General features: G+C 60.7%; 14 protein-coding genes. 5 read left to right on the forward strand and 9 right to left on the reverse strand.

The window, feature by feature from the left end; genetic code table 11:
• The first annotated feature begins 42 nt into the window (after window positions 1-42).
• The 4 genes from AC1Q9F_RS09625 to AC1Q9F_RS09640 all read left to right on the forward strand — a co-directional run bounded on the left by AC1Q9F_RS09625 (window position 43) and on the right by AC1Q9F_RS09640 (window position 2041).
• Window positions 43-621 carry an NAD(P)H-dependent oxidoreductase gene (locus AC1Q9F_RS09625; protein WP_492619468.1) on the forward strand — a complete coding sequence of 193 codons (579 nt, stop codon included), beginning with the start codon at window positions 43-45 and terminating at the stop codon, window positions 619-621.
• Window positions 622-672: 51 nt separating this feature from the next.
• Window positions 673-1050 (forward strand): MerR family transcriptional regulator, encoded by a 378-nt coding sequence (locus tag AC1Q9F_RS09630; protein WP_492619467.1) that lies wholly within the window; start codon window positions 673-675, stop codon window positions 1048-1050.
• 146 nt (window positions 1051-1196) lie between these two features.
• Window positions 1197-1706: a flavin reductase gene (locus AC1Q9F_RS09635; protein ID WP_007953834.1), complete on the forward strand. Its 510-nt coding sequence runs from the start codon at window positions 1197-1199 to the stop codon at window positions 1704-1706.
• A gap of 59 nt (window positions 1707-1765) precedes the next feature.
• Window positions 1766-2041 (forward strand): helix-turn-helix domain-containing protein, encoded by a 276-nt coding sequence (locus AC1Q9F_RS09640; RefSeq protein WP_007953837.1) that lies wholly within the window; start codon window positions 1766-1768, stop codon window positions 2039-2041.
• A gap of 51 nt (window positions 2042-2092) precedes the next feature.
• On the opposite strand, the gene AC1Q9F_RS09645 is transcribed toward AC1Q9F_RS09640, so the two are convergent.
• From AC1Q9F_RS09645 to AC1Q9F_RS09675, 7 genes are all read right to left on the reverse strand, one after another.
• Entirely contained in the window at window positions 2093-2650 is a 558-nt protein-coding gene (locus AC1Q9F_RS09645) for a chorismate--pyruvate lyase family protein (RefSeq protein WP_492619466.1), read from the reverse strand.
• A 74-nt stretch (window positions 2651-2724) separates the two neighbouring features.
• Window positions 2725-3090 carry an ArsR/SmtB family transcription factor gene (locus AC1Q9F_RS09650; protein ID WP_007953843.1) on the reverse strand — a complete coding sequence of 122 codons (366 nt, stop codon included), beginning with the start codon at window positions 3088-3090 and terminating at the stop codon, window positions 2725-2727.
• 129 nt (window positions 3091-3219) lie between these two features.
• Window positions 3220-4671, reverse strand: a complete 1452-nt coding sequence (locus AC1Q9F_RS09655) for an efflux transporter outer membrane subunit (protein ID WP_492619465.1) — start codon at window positions 4669-4671, stop codon at window positions 3220-3222.
• A gap of 9 nt (window positions 4672-4680) precedes the next feature.
• The gene (locus tag AC1Q9F_RS09660) at window positions 4681-7758 is read right to left on the reverse strand and encodes a MexW/MexI family multidrug efflux RND transporter permease subunit (protein WP_492619464.1); all 3078 of its coding nucleotides are present in this window, start codon (window positions 7756-7758) and stop codon (window positions 4681-4683) included.
• Entirely contained in the window at window positions 7755-8855 is a 1101-nt protein-coding gene (locus AC1Q9F_RS09665; protein ID WP_221535611.1) for an efflux RND transporter periplasmic adaptor subunit, read from the reverse strand. Before AC1Q9F_RS09665 ends, AC1Q9F_RS09660 begins: the two co-directional genes overlap by 4 nt.
• Before the next feature lie 135 nt (window positions 8856-8990).
• Window positions 8991-10148, reverse strand: coding sequence for an acyl-CoA dehydrogenase family protein (locus AC1Q9F_RS09670; protein WP_492619463.1), 1158 nt, complete (start codon window positions 10146-10148; stop codon window positions 8991-8993).
• A 231-nt stretch (window positions 10149-10379) separates the two neighbouring features.
• On the reverse strand, window positions 10380-11384 hold the full coding sequence (locus tag AC1Q9F_RS09675; protein ID WP_492619462.1) for an NAD(P)-dependent oxidoreductase: 1005 nt from the start codon (window positions 11382-11384) through the stop codon (window positions 10380-10382).
• Between the two features lie 26 nt (window positions 11385-11410).
• Here AC1Q9F_RS09675 and AC1Q9F_RS09680 point away from each other — a divergent pair, with 26 nt between their 5' ends.
• Window positions 11411-12556 carry an LLM class flavin-dependent oxidoreductase gene (locus tag AC1Q9F_RS09680; protein WP_492619461.1) on the forward strand — a complete coding sequence of 382 codons (1146 nt, stop codon included), beginning with the start codon at window positions 11411-11413 and terminating at the stop codon, window positions 12554-12556.
• A 108-nt stretch (window positions 12557-12664) separates the two neighbouring features.
• Here AC1Q9F_RS09680 and rfbA read toward each other — a convergent pair whose 3' ends face one another.
• Together rfbA and rfbB are read right to left on the reverse strand one after the other, a co-directional pair.
• On the reverse strand, window positions 12665-13588 hold the full coding sequence (rfbA, locus tag AC1Q9F_RS09685) for a glucose-1-phosphate thymidylyltransferase RfbA (protein ID WP_007953857.1): 924 nt from the start codon (window positions 13586-13588) through the stop codon (window positions 12665-12667).
• Between the two features lie 42 nt (window positions 13589-13630).
• Window positions 13631-14713: a dTDP-glucose 4,6-dehydratase gene (gene rfbB / locus AC1Q9F_RS09690; protein ID WP_492619460.1), complete on the reverse strand. Its 1083-nt coding sequence runs from the start codon at window positions 14711-14713 to the stop codon at window positions 13631-13633.
• Window positions 14714-14761 lie beyond the last annotated feature (48 nt).

Raw genomic sequence — 14761 nt, forward strand, 5'->3', positions numbered from 1 at the left:
GGGGCAGACTTTACCCTTGGGGTTTCTTCCTCAGGGGCAGTCATGATGGGCAAGCGGATTCTGCTGATTCTCGGCCATCCATCCAGCGAAAGTTTTTGTGCGGCACTGGCCGGACGTTACTTGGAATCGGCCCGCGAGGCCGGGCACGAAGTGCGGCAACTGTCCCTCGGTCAGCTCGATTTCGACCCGGTCCTGCGCGAAGGTTACAGCCAGGTTCAGGCCCTTGAACCGGATCTGCTCCAGGCTCAGGCCGACCTGCTGTGGGCCGAACACCTGACGCTGGTGTATCCGATCTGGTGGGGCGGGATTCCGGCGCTGCTCAAAGGCTTTTTCGACCGGATCCTGCTCCCCGGTTTCGCGTTCAAGTACCGCCAGGGCAAAGCGTTTCCCGACAAACTCCTGCACGGTCGCAGCGCCCACCTGCTGGTCACCATGGACACCCCGCCCTGGTATTACCGCTGGATCTATCGCATGCCCGGCCTGCACGAAGTACGAAGGAACACGTTGGCGTTCTGCGGGATCGAACCGCGCCGGACACTGACCTTCGGGCCGGTGCTCGGCGCCAGCGACCATCAGCGTGAAACCTGGCTGAAACAGGCCGGATCAATTGCCCGCCATTGAGTTTTCCGCTATTGGTGCGCATGCCCGCTGACGGAGAAAAGGGATTTGCACATGTACATCGGCCAGGCCGCACAGCGTTCGGGAACCACGATCAAAACCATCCGCCACTACGAGTCAATCGGCCTGCTGCCCGAGGCCCCGCGCCAGGGCAAATACCGGGTTTACGACCCGCAGACGGTCGAACTGCTGAGCTTTATCAAATGCGCACAGGCGCTGGGTTTTCGCCTCAGGGAATTGCAGGCGATCTTTGCCAGCCAACCGGAATTGACGCCCTACGAAAAAGCCCGCCGCGCGATTGCCGACAAGCAACAGGAGATCGCGGCGCAGCTCTTGAAACTCACCCGACAGCAAGAGGAATTGAGTGCGCTGGAGGCCAGTCTTGAACACGCGCAACAGCAATGCCTGTCGAGCGTATCGACCGCAAAATAAGCACAAGGAATAGCTTGCAAGGTACGTATACATACGTACTATATCGCCAGAGCGAACGTGTTGCCCGATACCCGTTTTCGCACAACGACAACGGACAAGGAAGAACGGATCGGCTCCATTAAACCTACATGGAATGAGGTGACGCGATGGTTGATTCAACGGAGTTTCGTAATGCAATGGCGATGCTGGGGAGTGCCGTCACCATCGTCACGACCGATGGCCCTGCGGGGCGTTTCGGCTTTACCGCGTCGGCGGTGTGCAGCGTGACGGATTCACCGCCCACGCTGCTGGTGTGCGTCAATCGCTCGTCGTCCAATCACGAGCATTTCAAGACCAATGGCGTGCTGTGCGTAAACGTCCTGACCGGCGACCACCAGTCGACCTCCGGCGCGTTTGCCAATCGGCAGTTGAGCATGCAGGAGCGCTTTTCCAGCGTGAACTGCCAGACCCTGAAAACCGGTTCGCCGGTGATCGAAGAGGCGCTGGTCAGCCTCGATTGCCGGGTCAGCAAGGTCGACGAGGTCGGCACCCACAGCATCTTCTACTGTGAAATTCTCGAACTGCAGCAACACAGCGAGGCCACGGAAGGCCTGGTCTATTTCAACCGCAGTTACTACCGTCTGAACGACGAACTGCGCCTGGCACCCGAGCAGTGATCCAGACACCCGCCGGCCTCGGCTGACGCCGCCCGGCGGGTCATGACAGGGATGTAACCATGCTATTCAATGAAGACAACTTCGCGGATATCGACCTGAACCTGATCATCATTTTCCTGGTGCTGTTCCGCGAACGCAGCGTGTCACGCACGGCCGAGCGCCTGCACGTCAAACAACCCGCCATCAGCGGATCACTGGCACGGCTGCGCAAGCGGTTCGATGATCCGTTGTTTCTGCGCTCGTCGAGAACCATGCGCCCGACCTCGAAAGCCGAGCAACTGGCGCAAGCGCTGACGCCAGCCATCAAGCAGATCGAAGCGGTGATCCGGCTCTGAAAAACCAGCGAAAAAAAACCTGCGGGCGTTCGCTCCCGCAGGTTTTTTTCATCAGGCCGACTTGAGCGCCTGAGCGTATTCAACCCGAGCCCAGAAGGCAGGCAAAAAGCACTCGCTGACCAGCAACGCCGAACCATTGCGGGTGAAACGCGAACGCCGGGCCAGCAGACGTTTGGCCTGTGGCGCGAAGCGATAGGACAGCGCCGCCAACGGTGCACCGGGGGACAGCAAGGCGCATTGGAAAGGTTCGCGCAGGGTCTGCTCCGACGTGTAGAGAATCTCGGCCAGCGGTCGACGGCCATAACCGTTCAGATCCGCCCAGTCGCCATTCAGTGCCGGCACGCTGGTCAGGCTGCGCGCGGTGACGCAGGCTTCGCCATCGAGCTTCATCACCACCTCACGCACCCAGCCGAGGGTGGCCGGCGGCACGCTCAGCGCTTGCGCTTCTTCAGGATTGAGCGGGCCATGGGACTGCTCGACGACTTCGATTGAATAATCGCCCATGGCTTTCAGACGTGGGGTCAGTGCCCCGGGCAAAAACAGCCAGTGATGCTCGGAGCCGGTCAATTCCGACAGCGGTCGCGATGACCAGTAATGACTTGTATCCATACCCGCTCACACCTTCCTGGTGATGGTGAATTGTTGGTTGCCGTGGAAGGCCAACCCTTCACCGGCGGTGTCTGTCACTCGGCTCCGTTTTCTTCGGTCACTTCGTGTTTGCTGATGACGCTGATGGTCTGTTCATCGGTCTTGACCGCCGACAGCAGCGAGTCGAGCAATCCCGGAAAACGCACGTCCATGTCTTCACGACGCAGGGACAGCAGGTTTTCCCGACCGTAAGGGCGCTGCCAAATCAGACCGCTGTCGCGCAGCACCCGCCAGTGGTGGGTCATGGTCGACTTCGATGCGCCCTTGAGGATCCGGCCGCACGGATGTTCCTGGCCATCGGACAACACTTTCAACACGGTCAGGCGTAGCGGGCTTCCCAATGCGTTCAGCACATTTTCCAGAAGGATCTGATCCTGATTGGGATGATTCGGGACGTTCATAGGTAGGTACCCTTGATGATATAGGCGGGAAAAATCCGGCTTGTATTCGTCTATACGAGAACAGTAAGACTATACACAAGATGCTTTTTCCCCGCGACAGCCGCCCCGAGGGCGGCGTCCCTGAAAACACTACAAATCGCTGCTCTGCGCTGTCTCCAGCGCGGGCGCCTGAAACCCGCCGCCCAGCGCCGCCATCAACGAAACCGAGCTGTCGATGTGCTTGCTGTTGAGGAAGGCAAGGCGCATTTCGTCCTGGATCAATTGCTGCTCGATGTTCAGCGCATCGAGGAACGTGTCCTCCCCCGCCTTGTAGCGCGACTGCGACAGATCGTAAGACGACTGCGCAATCGAACAGGCATCGCGCTGCACGACGATTTGCTGCTCGAAAGAGCGCAACTGCGTCACCGAAATCGCCACCTCGTGCAGGGCCGAATTCAGCACCCGGTTGTACTGCGCGATGGAGCTGTCGAGTTCGGCATTGCCGGCCTTCAGATCCGAGCGCAGACGCCCCGCATCGAAGATCGGCAGCGACACCGTCGGCGCCACGTTCCAGAACTTGCTGACCCCGGCGAACAGCGCATCACCGGTCAACGCATGGGAACCCGCCGCTGCTACCAGATTGATGTTCGGGTAGAACGTGGTCTTCACTGCCTCGACGTTCTTGGTCTCGGCCTCAACGCGCCAACGTGCGGCGACGATGTCCGGACGACGGCCCAACAATTGGGCCGGCAACTGCGCCGGCAATGCCACCACGCTCGCTTGCAGATTCGATGGCCGCTCAAGTGTGTGCGCACGATCAACGCCCTTGCCGATCAGCGCCGACAGTTGAAGACGAGCAATTTCGATGTCTTCGTTGGCGCCGATCAGCGTCGATTCCGAACGCGCCTTGAGGCTCTGCACCTGCTTGAGTTGCGACAGGTTGTCTAGCCCCGAGCCGTAACGTGAATCCGTCAGGTCCACCAGTTTGCTCAGGCGTTCCAGATCCCGCTGATTCAACTCCGACACCTGCCACGCATACGCCAACTGGTTGTAAGCCTTGACCACGTTGGTCGCCAGAATCAGCCGCGAGGATTGCAGGTCGACTTCCGCCGCTCGTGCGCTGTTGAGCGCCGACTCCCAGGCGGCGCGCTGGCCGCCCCAGAGGTCGAAGGTGTAGCTGAAGTTCACTGCCAGATTGCGTGCGGTGAAGTACTTGTGGCCCTCGCCGCTGTAATCCTCGAAGCGCGACAGCCGACCGCGAGTGACACCCGCCGAGACGTCCATTTCGGGATAGCGCTCGGCGTCGCGCAGGTCGAGAAACGCATTGGCCTTGGCGACCCGGGCAGCGACTTCCTGCAAGTCCGGATTGCTGGCATACGCCTCTTCGATCAACGCGCCCAGACGCGGATCACCCAGCGATGTCCACCAGTCCGCACGCGGCCATTGGGCCGGCGGCAATTTGTCTTTCAGGCTGTCGGACGGCGCAACGCCGACCGCCAGCAATTTGCCCTGATGATCGATCCCGGCGTAGTTCACACAACCCGCCGCCAACAGGATGGACGCCGCCAGCGGCGCCAGCATCAAACGTGTAATCGAATGCATGTCACGTCCTCACAGGATGGGTTGCGGCACACCGGCCGGTTCAGCTTCGGGTGCGTGGCTCGGTTGCTTGATCGAACTGAGCAGCGTGTACACCGACGGCAGAATGAACAGGGTGAACAAGGTGCCGATCAGCATCCCCACCACAATCACCAGGCCCAGGCCGAAGCGGCTGTTGGCGCCCGCACCGCTGGCGAACAACAGCGGCGCGAGGCCGACCACCATTGCCGCAGTCGTCATCAAGATCGGCCGCAGACGCACCTGCGCGGCGTGCTGGATCGCTTGCACGCGGTCCATGCCTTGCTGGCGCTGCAACTCGTTGGCGAACGCGACCATCAGGATCCCGTGCTTACTGATCAGACCGATCAGCGTGATCAGGCCGATCTGGGTGTAGATGTTCATCGAAGTCATGCCCAGCGCCAGCGGCACCAGGGCCCCGCAGATCGACAGCGGCACGCTGATCAAGATGATGAACGGGTCGCGGAAGCTCTCGTACTGCACGCTCAACACCAGATAGATGATCACCAGGGCCAGGCCGAAGGTGAACGCCAGGCTGTTGCCTTCCTGCACATATTGGCGGGCGTCGGACTGCCAGTCGAAACTGAAGCCGGCCGGGAAGCCTTCCGATTGTTTTTGCAGGAAGCCCACCGCATCACCCAACGTCACGCCCGGCGCCGGAATGGCCTGGAACGTGGCGGAGTTCTGCTGGTTGAACTGGGTCAGGCGATTCGGCTCGACCTTGACGCTGAGGGTGGCCAGCGTCGACAGCGGCACCGGATTGCCCTTCTGGTCCTTCACGTAATACAGCTTCAGGGTTTCCGGGGTCAGGCGATCCGCCGATACCGACTGCGGAATCACGTCATAGGAACGGCCGTGGAACGAGAACCGGTTGACGTACTTCTCGCCGATCAGGCTGTTCAGCGTCTCGCCGATGTCCTGCATGCGGATGCCCAGCGCGTTGGCCTTGGCCCGGTCGACCTGGATTTCCACCACCGGGTTGTTGAAGTCCAGATCACTGTCGACCACCGCGAACAGACCGCTGGCTTGCGCCGCCTGCTTGAGTTGATCCATCACGTTGTACAGCGCCAGGTATTCCTGATCGCTGCGGATCACCATCTGCACCGGCAGACCACCGGTGGAGCCCGGCAACGGCGGCATCTGGAACACGAAAATGCTCGTGCCTTCGATCTGGTTCACCCGCGCCTGCAAGTCGGGCTGGATGGTGTTGGCATCGCGGCCGCGTTTTTCCCAGTCCACCAGGTTGATCCCGCCGACGCTGTTGGACAGGCCGTCGGAACCGTTCGCCACCCAGTTGCTGTAGCCCTCGGGGATTTCGTTGAACGTCTTGTACAGCTCGTGGGCGTAGGCCTCGAGGTAGTTCAGGTTGGCGTGTTGCGGCGCCTTGATCGCGGTCAGCAGGATGTTCTGGTCTTCCAGCGGCGCCAGTTCGGTCTGCGCCGAGCGATAGAGGAACGGCAGACTGAAGAAAATCACCAGCGCCACGCTCAGGCTGATCCAGCGATGTGCCAGCGAACCGCCCAACAGAGCGCCATAGCGACGGGACAGATACTGGAAGAAACGGTCCGCCTTGACCGCCATGAAACCTTCGCTGGTTTTCGCGTCCAGCAGGCGAGTACTCATGATCGGCGACAGGGTCAGGGCGACGATGCCGGAAATCACCACGGCGCCGGCCAGGGTCAGTGCGAACTCCTTGAACAGCGTGCCGGTGAGGCCGCCCATCAGACCGATCGGCGCGTACACAGCTGCCAGGGTGAAGGTCATCGCCACGACTGGACCGGCCACTTCACGCGCACCGATCAGTGCCGCGTCGAACGGCGTCTTGCCCTCTTCGATGTGACGGTGAACGTTCTCCACCACGACGATGGCGTCGTCCACCACCAGCCCGATGGCGAGCACCATGGCGAGCAGGGTCAGCAGGTTGAGGCTGAAGCCGAACATCTGCATCAACATGGCCGCGCCGAGCATCGACAGCGGAATCGTCACCAGCGGAATCAGCACGGTGCGGAACGTGCCCAGGCACAGGTAGATCACCAGCACCACGATCACCAGCGCTTCGAGCAAGGTGTAGCTCACCTCGTCGATCGACGACTGAATGAAGTGCGCCACTTCGAACGGGATCTGCACGGTCACGCCCGGTGGCAGGGTTTCCTGGATCTGCGGCAGCAATTCACGCACGCGTTTGACGATGACCAGCGGGTTGCCGGTCGGTGCGGCGTCCAGACCGAGGAACAGCGCGGGTACGTCGCTCATCGCGCCGCTGGTGTCGGTGGAGGCTGCGTTCAGTTCTACGGTGCCGACGTCACGCACACGGATGATGTGGCCGTTGTCGTTGCGCAGCACCATGTCGCGAAAGTCTTCAACGCTGTTCAGGTCAGTGTTCACCCGCAGGTTGCTGACCACGTACAGGCCTTTGACCTGCCCCGGCGCTGCCTGGAAGTTGTTGCCTTCGATGGCGGCCGAAACGTCCTGCCCGGTCATGCCGTAACCGGCCAGACGCTGTGGGTCGAGCCACAGGCGCATGGACAGTTTCTGCTCGCCCATGATGTTGATCTTGGCCACGCCTTCGATGCCGGCGAACATCGGTTCGACGACGCGGGAGATGTAATCCGACATCTCCGGAATGGTCAGGTTGGAGCTGGCGAACGCGACGTAGGCCACGCTGGTGAAGCCGCCGGAAGTGCGCTCCACCACCGGGTCGTACGCGTCCTTCGGCAAGCGGTATTTGATCTGGTTGACCTTGGCCATGACCTCGGTCAGCGCCGCGATGGAGTCACTGTTGAGCGCCATGCGGATCGTCACCTGGCTGCGGCCCTGGGTCGAGGTCGACGACAGATAGTCGATGCCTTCAACCGAGGCCACGGCCTGGCTGATCGGCTGCGTGACGAAGCCTTGCATCAGTTCCGAAGAGGCGCCGGGATACTGGGTCGTGACCGTGATGGTCGATGTTTCCAGCATCGGGTACTGGCGGATCGGCAGGTTCATCAGCGCGCGCACCCCGAACAGCAGGATCAGCGTGCTGACCACCACGGCCAGTACCGGGCGGCGAAGAAAGAGGTCGGTGAAATTCATTTTTCCAGCCCACTGAGTTTAAGAGCAATCGTGTCCGGCACGCCTTCCACCGCCACGCCGTCGTGGAGCTTGAGCTGGCCGGACGTCACCACTTGCACGCCTTCGGTCAGGCCCTTGTCGACCACCGCCCAGCCATCGCGGCGCTCGCCGACCTTGATGCTTTCACGCTTGACCTTCTGCACGCCGGCCTCGTCGGTGTAGACCGAGAACACGCTCTCGCCGTAAGCGTTGTAGGTGATCGCGGTTTCCGGAATTAGCAGCTCGGCGGTCTGCGGCAGGGTCACCGAGACCCGTGCGTACATGCCGGGACGCAGGCGTTTTTGCGTGTCGGTGATGACCGCTTGAACGTTGATGGTGTGCGACTGGTTGATCTGCGGATCGACCGCCACGATCTTGCCGGCGAAGGTCACATCACCCCAGGCATCGACCTTGGCCTGCACGGTCTGGCCCAGTTGCACTTGCGAGCCATCGCGCTCGGCGAGGGTGAAGTTGACGCGCAGCAGGCCCGGATCGGTCAGGGTCGCCACCGCGCTGCCGGCTTGCAGGTATTGGCCCAGATGCGCCTGGCGAATGCCGAGGGTGCCGGCGAACGGCGCACGAATGTGGCGTTGGGCGATCTGCGCCTGCATGCGTTCCATGTCGCCTTTGGCCGCGTCGTATTGAGCGCGGGCACTGTCGAAGGCGCGACGGCTTTCGGCGCCGGTCTTGGCCAGTTCCTGGACCCGAGCAAACTGCGCCTTGGCCGATTCGTACTCGCCTTTCAGGCGCACCAGTTCGCCTTGCTCCGGCGCATCGTTGAGCTTGAGCAGCACTTGCCCCGCCTTCACTTCATCGCCGGACTCGAAATCGATGTCCACCACTTTGCCGCTGACTTCAGCCGAGACCAGCACCTGGCGCTGAGCTTCGAGTTTGCCGATGGCTTCGAGGTAGTAGGTGTAGGGTTGTTTCTTGACCACGGCCAGACCGACCCGGGTGCTGGGGATCCGTTGCTCGGCCGCCGCCGGTGGCGGAGACCAGAAACGCCAGCCCAGTGCAGCGGACAACACCACCACAAGAATAATAAAGATCAGCGACTTGATAATGTTTCGAGCAAGCATGTGGCACTCCCTTGACTCTTTGCTGCGAGCACAAAAGTTTGAGTTTTAAGAAAATAAAGGTGCAACTTAAGGCGGGCGCATTATCGGTCCCTGTGAACTTTCACTTGTAAACGCGCCCGCTTTATTTATCCGCTGTTACGCCGCGGCCAGTACGTTGGTTTTATCCAGGTAATACTTGCCGATACCGTGCAAGTTCAAGGGCGACAGTGTGAAGTGCTTCGAACCGGTGTGGATATCGCGGAAGCAACGCTCCAGGAAGTGCGACTTGTAGACGGCTTTGGAACCGGCCATCGAGTAGATCTGGTTGACCGCATTGACCGAGTTCTCGGTCAGCACCGAGGCTGCCAGACCGACGCGGGCACTTACCGGTTCGCCGATGGTTTCACCCCGGTTGATGACCTGGTGGATCGCATCTTCCAGCAGCAATTGTGCGGTGTGCACCGAGGAGATGGCGCGGCCAGTCTTCTCGAAGATCACCCCTTCCAGACCCGGATCGGTGTTCACGGCGCGGTCGTTGCGGAAATGATCGACCGCCGCCCGGGCCACGCCCAGCACGGTGGACATCGCCGCCAGGGTGCCGAACTCGTAGTAACCGGTGGCGTAGGCCCGGGAGTTGCGCGCTTCGGGGGATTGCTTGAGGGTTTCGACGTCCAGCGAGAAGGACTTGTGGACGATCACGCTGGAGCACTGGAAGTGATGGCTGCCGGTGCCGCGCATGCCCAGGGTGTCCCAGGTCGGCAGGATGGTGCACTGGCTGGCGGGCACGAAGAACATCCGCACTTCCGGGGTGGTGTTGTTTTCGGTGCCTTTGACCGTGGCGGTGCAGACCAGCCAGTCGGCGTGGGCCGAGCCGCTGGCGAACGCCCATTTGCCGCTCAGCAGGTACTCGTCGCCCATCGGCAGCGCTTCGCCACCGGAGTGGATGGCGCCGATCACGAAACCGTCGCAGTGGTTGTAGATCGCTTCGGAAGTGGCTTCCGGCAGGTAATCCGACAGGCGCCCCATCGCCACTTGCACCGCCAGCTGCCAGGACAGCGAGGCGTCAAAACGGGCGAATTCCAGCAGCAGGGCCGAGGTGGTCTGAATATCGACCTGGGATCCGCCGAACGCCTTGGACACCGACGTGCGGCCAAAACCTTCCTTGAAGAATCGGGACATCACATCCTTGTGCGTCGCATTTGTCTGCTCGCTGTAATCGCGGTGCTGAATAATCAGCGGATTCAGTGCACGCACCTTCTCGAGCCATTCATTGGATTCGGAGGGAAGGCTGTTCCATTGCATTAGATTTTTCATAACGGCTCCTAGCTATTATTTATTTACGATCAGCAGACGAAAAAACAGACAGAACTTTTTATTGTTGTTAAACCCCGATAAAAATGTACGTCTACAGTCGTACATTTTACAAGCACTATTATCAGACTTCTTTCATTTCCCAATAAAAGAGCAATCACTGTCCGACAATTACACAAGGCGCAAGAGGCCAACGTAACTTGCGAACAAGTTACGTTGCTTGAATCTTTTTGCTTACTTCACGCCGGCACGCCGATCACTGACTTTCGACAGTGAGGCCCAGTCCTGATCGGCCTGACCATGGGCCATGCCGTCCAGCAGGTTGTCCTTCAACACGCTGGCAAACGGCAGCGGCACCTGCGCCGCTTCACCGGCTTCCAGCGCCAGGCGTACGTCCTTGAGACCCAGCGACAATTTGAAACCGGCCGGCTCGAATTTTTCATCGACCATCAGCTTGCCGTAGCCCTGATAGACCGGCACGGCGAACAGGGTCGAGGTGATCATCTCGATGAACGCTTCGCGACTGATGCCGTAACCGCCGGCCAGGGTCGAGGCTTCGGCCATGGACTCGATCGCCGACGCGATCATCAGGTTGGCCGACAGTTTCGCGGCGCAGGCCACTTCAGCCGTGTCGCCGAACGTCCAGGTCTTGCGCCCCAGCACATCGAACAGCGGCTGCACTCGGGCCAGTGCTTCGGCGGGCCCGGAGGCAAGAATGTTCAGATTGCCGGCAGCCGCCACATCGACCCGCCCCAGCACCGGTGCCGACACGTAACCGACGCCGCGTGCTTCATGCTCGGTCGCCAGCTCCCTGGCCAGCGCCACCGATACCGTGGACATGTTGATATGAACGCTGCCGGCCTGAAGGCCGTCCAGCGCCTTGGCATCGAAGAACACCGAGCGGATCGCCGTGTCATCGCCGAGCATCGAAATCAGCACCTCGGCCTGCGCCGCCAGTGCCGGTGTCTCGACAGCTTCAGCGCCGGCCGCAGCCAGTGCTTCCAGAGGTGCCGACGAACGATTCCACACGCGGACCCGATGCCCGGCTTTCAGCAGGTTCAGCACCATCGGTGCGCCCATCGTGCCCAGACCGATAAATCCCAGTTCCATGTCGCGTTCCTCTCTCGATGAGGTCTTCAAATCCGTTTGTGCAATGACCCATGTTTGCGATTGTACGTGTACAGGCGTACATTTCAAGTGCCGCGATGATTCATTCTTCGCGGCAAGGGTTTCAAACACACCTTTACCCAAGGCAAGGAGGCTTTATGCAATTCGGGATCTACACCGTTGGCGACGTCACACAAGACCCTACCAACGCCCGTACCCCCAGCGAATCCGAGCGCATCCAGGCCACCCTGCAAATTGCGCAGAAGGCCGAAGACATCGGACTGGACGTGTTCGCCACCGGCGAGCACCACAATCCCCCGTTCATCACCTCCTCTCCCACCACGCTGCTGGCCTACATCGCAGCCAAGACCCAACGCATCATTCTCTCGACGTCCACCACCCTGATCAGCACCAACGATCCGGTGCGTCTGGCCGAAGAATATTCGCTGCTGCAAAACCTCTGCGGCGGCCGCATGGACCTGATGCTCGGCCGAGGCAACACCGCGCCGGTCTATCCCTGGTTCGGCAAGAGCATCGCCGACGGTCTGCCACTGGCGATGGAAAACTATCGCCTGCTGCACCGGCTCTGGCGCGAAGAAGACCTCAACTGGAGCGGACCCTTTCGCACCCCGCTGAAAAACTTCACCTCGATCCCGAGGCCCCTCGATGACCTGCCGCCCTTCGTCTGGCACGGCTCGATCCGCACACCGGAAATCGCCGAGCAGGCGGCGTATTACGGCGACGGTTTTTTTGCCAGCCACATCCTCTGGCCCCGTGAGCATTTCATGGCACTGGTCGAGTTCTACCGCGCGCGGTTTGCCCATTACGGTCACGGCACGCCGGAGCAGGCGATCGTCGGTCTCGGCGGGCATATTTTCATGCGTCGCAACTCGCAGGATGCGCGCCGTGAATTCCGTCCCTACTTCGACAACGCCCCGGTGTATGGCCACGGTCCATCCCTGGAAGAGTTCATGGAAATGACCCCGCTGGCCGTCGGCAGCCCTCAGGAAATCATCGACAAGACCCTGACCTTCCGTGAGTACTTCGGCGACTATCAGCGCCAGCTGTTCCTGTTCGACCATGGCGGCATTCCGCTGAAGACCGTGCTGGAACAACTCGACATGTTCGGCAAGGAAGTGTTGCCGGTGCTGCGTGAAGAAACCCGCAAACGCCGCTCGCCGCTGGCGGCCGAAGCGCCGACTCACGCCAATCGCCTGGCCCGTTTGCACGAGCTGCAAACGCCACCTACCGATCCGCGCTCCGACGTGAAGGCCCCACGACACGATAGCGTGACCGGCCACTGAACCTGTGGGAGCGAGCTTGCTCGCGAAGGGGCCGTCACGTTCAACAGCATCATTGACTGATGCATCCCTTTCGCGAGCAAGCTCGCTCCCACATTGATCTCACAGTGATCAGGCAGCGCCTTTCAACGGGCGCTGCGCATCCATCGCCACCACCACGTCATCGTGGATCAAACGCGCCAGATACTGACCGTAACCGGTCTTGCTCATGCTGCCCGCGTGCACCAGCAATTGCGCGTCGTCGATCCAGCCCTTGTTGTAGGCGATCTCTTCGAGGCAGGCGATTTTCAGGCCTTGGCGTTTCTCGATGGCCTGCACGAAATTGCCCGCTTCCATCAATGCATCGTGGGTGCCGGTATCCAGCCACGCCATGCCACGCCCCATCACCGACACGTTCAATTTTCCGCGTTGCAAATAGACGTTGTTGACGTCGGTGATCTCCAGCTCGCCGCGCGGCGACGGCTTGATGTCGGCGGCAATCTGCAGCACTTCGTTGTCGTAGAAATACAGGCCGGTGACGGCGTAGTTCGACTTCGGATCGCTCGGTTTTTCGCAGATGCTCAGGGCCTTGCCGGCAGCATCGAATTCCACCACGCCAAAGCGCTCGGGATCGGCCACGTAGTAACCGAACACTGTCGCGCCTTCATCACGAGCCGCCGCTTGCAGCAGGGTTTCACCGAAGCCGGCGCCGTAAAAAATGTTGTCGCCGAGCACCAGGCAGACGTTGTCTTCACCGACGAATTCGCGACCGATGATGAACGCTTGAGCGAGACCGTCCGGGCTCGGTTGTACCGCGTAGCTCAGGCTCAGGCCCAACTGGCTGCCGTCGCCGAGCATGCGCTGGAAGCCCGGGAGATCTTCCGGCGTGGAGATGATCAGGATCTCGCGGATTTCCGCCAGCATCAGCACCGACAGCGGGTAGTAGATCATCGGTTTGTCATACACCGGCAGCGACTGTTTCGAGACGCCCAGAGTGATCGGGTGCAGACGCGAACCGGCGCCGCCCGCCAGCAGAATTCCTTTGTACTTGGCCATGCTTTTTTCCTTTCAAGCAGTGAGATTTGAATGACTGAATGTTCAGGCCACGAGGGCTTCGTCGCGTTGCTCGCCGAGGCGCTCCAGCGCGTAGGCACCGGACATCACCCGCACCCACCAGGCGCGGTTGTCCAGATACCAGTCGACAGTTTTCTGCATGCCGCTTTCGAAGGTTTCCTGCGGCGTCCAGCCCAGCGTCACGTGGATTTTTCCGGCATCGACGGCGTAGCGTTTGTCGTGGCCCGGACGATCCTTGACGAAGGTGATCAGGTCGCGGAAGTGCGCAACACCCGCCGGCTTTTCCGCGCCGCGTGCCTCAAGCAAATCGCACAGGGTGTGCACCACTTCCAGGTTGGTCTTCTCGTTGTGGCCGCCGATGTTGTAGGTCTGCCCGACCTCACCGCGCGTGACCACCGCGTACAGGGCGCGGGCGTGATCCTCAACGAACAGCCAGTCGCGGATCTGCGCACCATCGCCATACACCGGCAGCGGCTTGCCTTGCAGCGCATTGAGAATGACGTGAGGAATCAGTTTTTCCGGGAAGTGATACGGCCCGTAATTGTTCGAGCAATTGCTCATCACCACCGGCAGGCCAAAGGTGCGATGCCAGGCGCGGACCAGATGATCGGAACCAGCCTTGGTTGCCGAGTACGGCGAACTTGGCGCATACGGCGTGCGCTCGGTGAACGCCGGATCTTCGGGTTCAAGGTCGCCGTACACTTCGTCGGTGGAAATATGATGGAAACGGAACGCCGCCTGACGCTTAGCGTCCAGTCGGTTCCAGTAACCGCGCGCCGCTTCGAGCATCGTGTAGGTGCCGACGATGTTGGTTTCGATGAAGGCTTGCGGGCCATCGATCGAGCGGTCCACGTGGGACTCGGCGGCCAGGTGCATCACCGCATCCGGTTGCAGGCGCTCGAACAGTTCGTCCAGCGCCGGCTTGTCGCAGATGTCCACCTGACAAAACCGATAACGCGGCGAGTCGGACACATCGGCCAGCGACTCGAGATTGCCGGCGTAGGTCAGTTTGTCGACGTTGATCACTTCACATTCGGTCTCTTCGATCAGAAACCGCACCACGGCCGAGCCAATGAAGCCCGCGCCCCCTGTCACTAAAATTTTCATCAGCGCCTCCCCTGGCAAAATGATGATTTAACGTCCTTCGATGCTGTG

It is taken from the genome of Pseudomonas sp. GW823-FHT04A03 (assembly GCF_058796615.1).

What these genes read in the sequence shown, in the direction of transcription:
- AC1Q9F_RS09625 (WP_492619468.1), top strand. Translation starts at nt 43, where the DNA reads ATGATGGGCAAGCGGATTCTGCTGATTCTCGGCCATCCATCCAGCGAA.
- AC1Q9F_RS09630 (WP_492619467.1), top strand. Translation starts at nt 673, where the DNA reads ATGTACATCGGCCAGGCCGCACAGCGTTCGGGAACCACGATCAAAACC.
- AC1Q9F_RS09635 (WP_007953834.1), top strand. Translation starts at nt 1,197, where the DNA reads ATGGTTGATTCAACGGAGTTTCGTAATGCAATGGCGATGCTGGGGAGT.
- AC1Q9F_RS09640 (WP_007953837.1), top strand. Translation starts at nt 1,766, where the DNA reads ATGCTATTCAATGAAGACAACTTCGCGGATATCGACCTGAACCTGATC.
- AC1Q9F_RS09645 (WP_492619466.1), bottom strand. Translation starts at nt 2,650, where the DNA reads ATGGATACAAGTCATTACTGGTCATCGCGACCGCTGTCGGAATTGACC.
- AC1Q9F_RS09650 (WP_007953843.1), bottom strand. Translation starts at nt 3,090, where the DNA reads ATGAACGTCCCGAATCATCCCAATCAGGATCAGATCCTTCTGGAAAAT.
- AC1Q9F_RS09655 (WP_492619465.1), bottom strand. Translation starts at nt 4,671, where the DNA reads ATGCATTCGATTACACGTTTGATGCTGGCGCCGCTGGCGGCGTCCATC.
- AC1Q9F_RS09660 (WP_492619464.1), bottom strand. Translation starts at nt 7,758, where the DNA reads ATGAATTTCACCGACCTCTTTCTTCGCCGCCCGGTACTGGCCGTGGTG.
- AC1Q9F_RS09665 (WP_221535611.1), bottom strand. Translation starts at nt 8,855, where the DNA reads ATGCTTGCTCGAAACATTATCAAGTCGCTGATCTTTATTATTCTTGTG.
- AC1Q9F_RS09670 (WP_492619463.1), bottom strand. Translation starts at nt 10,148, where the DNA reads ATGAAAAATCTAATGCAATGGAACAGCCTTCCCTCCGAATCCAATGAA.
- AC1Q9F_RS09680 (WP_492619461.1), top strand. Translation starts at nt 11,411, where the DNA reads ATGCAATTCGGGATCTACACCGTTGGCGACGTCACACAAGACCCTACC.
- rfbA (WP_007953857.1), bottom strand. Translation starts at nt 13,588, where the DNA reads ATGGCCAAGTACAAAGGAATTCTGCTGGCGGGCGGCGCCGGTTCGCGT.
- rfbB (WP_492619460.1), bottom strand. Translation starts at nt 14,713, where the DNA reads ATGAAAATTTTAGTGACAGGGGGCGCGGGCTTCATTGGCTCGGCCGTG.